This window comes from Chitinophaga sp. (assembly GCF_036569125.1).
In the GTDB taxonomy this organism is placed as follows: Bacteria; Bacteroidota; Bacteroidia; order Chitinophagales; family Chitinophagaceae; genus Chitinophaga.
In genome coordinates this window covers 1-5259 of sequence record NZ_DATCRF010000657.1, presented here as the reverse complement: position 1 = coordinate 5259, position 5259 = coordinate 1, and the positions used below count along the sequence as shown (strand labels likewise).

5 protein-coding genes are annotated in these 5259 nt (G+C 47.2%); all 5 read left to right on the top strand.

The features are described 5' to 3' along the window. Nucleotides 1-196: 196 nt before the first annotated feature. The 5 genes from VIM87_RS24590 (at nucleotide 197) to VIM87_RS24570 (ending at nucleotide 5113) form a co-directional block, all read left to right on the top strand. Nucleotides 197-1543 (top strand): dihydroorotase, encoded by a 1347-nt coding sequence (locus tag VIM87_RS24590; RefSeq protein WP_331999554.1) that lies wholly within the window; start codon nucleotides 197-199, stop codon nucleotides 1541-1543. Between the two features lie 131 nt (nucleotides 1544-1674). Further along, the gene (locus VIM87_RS24585) at nucleotides 1675-3003 is read left to right on the top strand and encodes a MutS-related protein (protein ID WP_331999553.1); all 1329 of its coding nucleotides are present in this window, start codon (nucleotides 1675-1677) and stop codon (nucleotides 3001-3003) included. A gap of 238 nt (nucleotides 3004-3241) precedes the next feature. Next, a complete protein-coding gene (locus VIM87_RS24580) occupies nucleotides 3242-4228 on the top strand; it encodes an AraC family transcriptional regulator (protein ID WP_331999552.1) in 987 nt (328 codons plus the stop codon). A 41-nt stretch (nucleotides 4229-4269) separates the two neighbouring features. Then, on the top strand, nucleotides 4270-4713 hold the full coding sequence (locus VIM87_RS24575) for a MauE/DoxX family redox-associated membrane protein (protein WP_331999551.1): 444 nt from the start codon (nucleotides 4270-4272) through the stop codon (nucleotides 4711-4713). Nucleotides 4714-4756: 43 nt separating this feature from the next. Beyond that, nucleotides 4757-5113: a hypothetical protein gene (locus tag VIM87_RS24570; RefSeq protein WP_331999550.1), complete on the top strand. Its 357-nt coding sequence runs from the start codon at nucleotides 4757-4759 to the stop codon at nucleotides 5111-5113. Nucleotides 5114-5259 lie beyond the last annotated feature (146 nt).

Below are 5259 nucleotides of genomic sequence, written 5' to 3'. Positions count from 1 at the left end.
AGTTGGCAGTGGGCAGTCTGGGAAGATTGCTTTATGCTGTCATCTATCATTTTTAAGTGTGCTGCTGCCAACTGTTACAACTTTATTTACTTTGAACTACTGTTTCCTGACTGCAAACTGCCAACTGTCAACTGGTACTATTTCCTGACTGCCAACTGCGGACTGCAAACTGCCAACTACTCATTATCTTTGCGGCATGCAGAATTATCTCATCAAAAATATTGCAGTCGTAAACGAAGGACGTACTACGGTACAGGACGTATGGATCAAAGGCGACCGCATTGAAAAAATAGCTCCACAGATCACCCTGGATGCTGATTACAAAGAGATAAACGGGGAAGGCAAACACCTGCTGCCCGGAGTTATTGACGACCAGGTACATTTCCGCGAACCCGGCCTTACCCATAAAGCCAACATTTATACTGAAGCGCGTGCAGCTGTAGCCGGCGGCACTACCAGCTTTATGGAAATGCCCAACACCAAACCTGCCGCCCTTACCCAGGAAATACTGGAAGAAAAGTATGACATCGCCGCACAGCGCTCGCTGGCCAATTACTCCTTTTTTATGGGGGTGGCCAATGACAATGCAGATGAAGTGCTGAAAACCAATGCTAAAAAAGACCGCGTGTGCGGTATAAAAATATTCATGGGCTCCTCTACCGGTAATATGCTGGTAGATAATTACCTGACCCTGGAAAGAATATTCTCCCAAAGCGAGCTGCTTATTGCCACGCATTGTGAAGATGAAAAGATCATCCGCACCAATATGGCTGCCTTTCAGGCGGAGAAGGGAGAAGAGAACCTTATCGCCGCCGATCATCCGCTGATCCGCAACGAGGAAGCCTGTTTTGAATCCTCCTTAGTGGCCGTGCAGTTTGCACAAAAGCATAATTCCCGCCTGCACATCCTGCATATTTCTACAGAAAAAGAGCTGCAGCTGTTCAGCAATATGCTGCCCCTGTCGGAAAAACGTATAACCGCTGAGGTATGTGTGCACCATTTATACTTTACTGCTGATGATTATGTGCGTTACGGTAACCTGATCAAATGCAACCCGGCCATTAAAGCGGAGCATAATAAACATGCCCTGTGGAAAGGCCTGCTGGATGACCGCCTGGATATTATTGCCACAGATCATGCCCCGCATACCTGGGAAGAAAAACAGCAACCTTATATGCAGGCGCCCTCCGGCGTGCCGCTGGTGCAACACAGCCTGCTGATGATGCTGGAACATGTAAGCAAAGGCAACCTGACCCTGGAAAAAATGGTGGAAAAAATGAGCCATGCACCGGCTACCTGTTTCCGCATACAGGAAAGGGGCTTTTTGCGGGAAGGGTATTTTGCTGATTGCGTGATCGTGGACCTGCAGCAGGCTACGATGGTAGATAAGCCCAATATTTACTACAAATGCGGCTGGAGCCCGTTTGAAGAACATACTTTCCCGGCAGCCGTTACCCACACCTTTGTAAGCGGCCACCTGGCCTGGGAAAACGGCCGGTTCAATGAAAATGTACAGGGCCGCCGGCTTACCTTCGGGGCATAAAAAAACTTACCTGTAATGATTGATAGTTAGTTAAATGCATAATGCTGTGCTAACTACTAATAACTTTTATGGAAATATGATTGTCCTGCATCCTTACAAAACGTATATTCACTAAAATTAAATACGGTTGCATGGAGCTGGACAAGACGACCTATTACGATCTATCTATTTTTAACCGGGAGGAAGAATTTTCACTGTTCCACCGGTTAGACTTCACCACTACTGCGGGCGGCCGCGAATACCTGCGGCAACTGTTCAGCGCTCCCCTGGCCGATATTGCAACCATCGAACAACGGCAGCAGGTGCTGCGATACATACTGGCTCAACAAGCGCAGTGGCCGGAGATCATTACCAACGGCACCATTGTAGTAGTAGAGAATTACCTGGAAGCGCAGATACAGCCTATTTCCAGCACCGGCGGCCCCGGCCTGCTGGTAAGCGCTGTAATGACCAAAACCATTTATGCGCCGGATTACGGGTTCATTAAGTTCTCGTTCTCCCAGCTTATGAACCTCATAAAAGGCTTTCGCAGGCTGGTAGATGTATTCAATACAGATACTACCCCCAAAATACTTAAACAGCTGCTGGAAAGGGCCCAACAGCTGCTACAGCAGCGGGAGTTCACGGAGCTGCTGCATATAGAATCCCTGGAAAAGCTTTCTTTTGTACAGATCTTACGCTATGATAACCTGATCCGCACCCGCCAGAAAAAGCACCTCTGGGAGCTGGTGGACCTGTATAAAAAGCTGGATGCCTATTATGCCATGGCCAAAGCGGTGAAACATTATAACCTGCAGTTCCCTGAATTTGAAGATACCCCTCACCCCTTTATAGCAGCTAAGCAGCTGTATCACATGATCTTACAGGCGCCGGTATCCTATGATATCGAGCTGGACCCGCGATCCCGTTTTTTATTCCTTACCGGGGCCAATATGGCGGGCAAAACCACGTTTATTAAAGCGGTAGGCGTGGCGGTATTTCTTGCGCATATTGGAATGGGCGTACCCGCAGAACATATGAAGCTTAGCTTTTTTCACGGTATTTTCAGCAATATACAGGTGCAGGATAATATCTTTAAAGGAGAAAGTTATTTTTACAGCGAGGTGCAGCGCATTAAGAACACCATTATCAAGATCAGTAACGGCCGTCACTGGCTGGTGCTGATAGATGAAATGTTCAAGGGCACCAATGTGGAAGATGCCAAGAACTGCTCCCTGGCTGTGATACAGGGCCTGTTGCGCAGCTCTAACTGTTTGTTCATTTTGTCGACCCATTTATATGAGCTGGCAGAAGAGCTGCAGGGAGAAAAGAATATTCTTTTCAAGTACTTTGAATCGGAAGTTATTGCGGATAACCTGCACTTTACCTACCAGTTAAAAGACGGTATTGCCCGTGAAAAGATCGGTTATCTGATCCTGAAACGGGAGAAAGTGCTGGACCTGCTGAAAGAAATAAAATAGTGCTTATTTTTGACAAGATTTTTAGGGGTTGCTGCAGGATAATAGCAGCGGCAACTACTAATTTTATCGCTATCCTCTGTTTTTTTGACCATTAAATGAAAACCTATGTATCCGTGTGAGAACCTGCTTTTTCTGGAATGAACCTCGTAGCAATGCTTTGCAGCAGTACTATGAAAAACCTGTAACGATCATTAAACCATATCTATTCATCATGTTAACCATTAAATACTAACAGCCCATGAAGTATTCATTTCCGGATGTGCCGGCACATTTGGTGAGTGTTACCTATGACATACCGGTACAGTACAAGAACTACCAATATCCCTTTGCACAAAGCCAGCTTATTTCCACCCCGTTAACGGTGATCCTGGAACAGAAAATTACCGTAAGAGGCTGCGTGGTATCGCACCACTGGATGTTTGTAAAAGGGCCGGTAAAGTTGTTGCTGCAGCCCGATGAAACCGGCGCTACGCTGTACTGTATGATGCAAGGCAGCATAGACTGCCGTATTAATGGCAGGGAGCGCGTACGCCTGTACCAGGGGCAGTATAACCTGCTGCAGCTGCACCAGGGCAGCCATGAAATATTCCTGAATCCAGGCCTGTATGCATCCTGGGGGGTAGACAGCCCTTACACGCTGCTGGAAGAAATGGCCACGGATTCTTTTCATGCTAAAAAGCTGCTGCACCAAACCCTGAGTAAAGACGGCGCACCCAAACCGCTTTCCGGCATTACCTGGAATAAGCTGTACCAGCTGATAGAGGATATTAATCACAGCACCCCTGTGAAAAAAATAACGGAAATGCAGCTTTTTGGCAAGCTGCTGGAAATACAGGCTATGGTACTGGAAGACCTGGATACCTCCGGCGACCGCCCTTACCGCGATGCCAACAGCCAGCTGTTTGAAACCATTAAGGTATACCTCTCCAACCACCTGGATACCCGGCCCGACCTGGCGCAGCTGGCACGCAGCTTCTGCATCAGCCAGTCAAAGCTAAAGCAGGGCTTCAAAAAATATTTCATGACCACTGTATGGAGCTACCATCATAAACAACGTATGGAGCGCAGCATGCAGCTGCTGCTGCATACCAATAAAAGTGTAGCCAATATTGCGGCGGATCTGGGCTACATGCCTACCAACTTTGCAAGGGACTTTAAAAAGTTCTTTGGTTATTCCCCACGGTCGCACCGGGCCAATGGGGTAAGCTATGCCACTGAAGAATAATATATCAGCGTCAAATCTTTTTTGACCAAGCGTTTAAACCTATGTCCAACAAAACGATGGCGGAAGTCATTGCAGGATTGTTTATTCTCCTGTTTTTGTACACCGCATTAAGCAAATTGGGTGAATTTGCGGTGTTCCGCCATTTCCTGCGCAGCTCTCCTTTAATAGGCCGTAATGCCGGTATGATGGCGGTATTGATACCTGCCGGTGAAATACTGGTTGCTTTATTATTGTTCCTGCCGGCTACCCGCAGGCAGGGCATGCTTGCATCCCTGGGGCTTATGCTGGTGTTTACCGCTTACCTTGCCTACATGCTTTTGTTTGTGCCCAGGCTGCCCTGTTCCTGCGGCGGCGTTATTAGCCGGCTAAGCTGGCAGCAGCACCTTGTATTTAATGTTGTGCTTATTGGGCTGGCGCTGCTGGGGATACAGCTACACCGTCTTATTTCACCATCTATAAAAACAGGCGAAGCTGAAAACCTGTAAAAAAGAGTAAGCCTATTAATCCATAAAACCTTCAAATTTTTGTATGAAGAAAAACCGTATTTGCCTGCTGGCTGTGCTGCTGGCAGTAGCAGCAGTGTCTTACACCCGGGCGGGCAAACTGGTAAGAAAACCTGCAGCCACGCAGTGGTTCCTGTATTCAGATGGCGGAGACGATATTGCTTTTAATATTAGTGAAGCCCGTAACGCAGGAAATTATATTGAGGCGGGTACTGATGTATCTGACATTTGCAACGGTACGGCGAACCTGTGTGCGGTGCTGGCGCAAACCAACAACCATTTGCCGGTAATTACGCAGGGCAGCACGCTGGATAACCAGCTGGTAACCTATTTCAACACCGGCGGTACTTCTGTGGGAGGGTTTCTCAGGGAGAAACCGTAAAGAATTTTAAATGCAAAATTTCAAATGATAAATGTAAAAGTGAATGCCGCAATGACCTTACCCGCTGCATTCACTTTTACATTTTACATTTGAAATTTTGCATTTAAAATTCTTTACGGTTTCTCCCTGAGAAACCCTCCCACAGA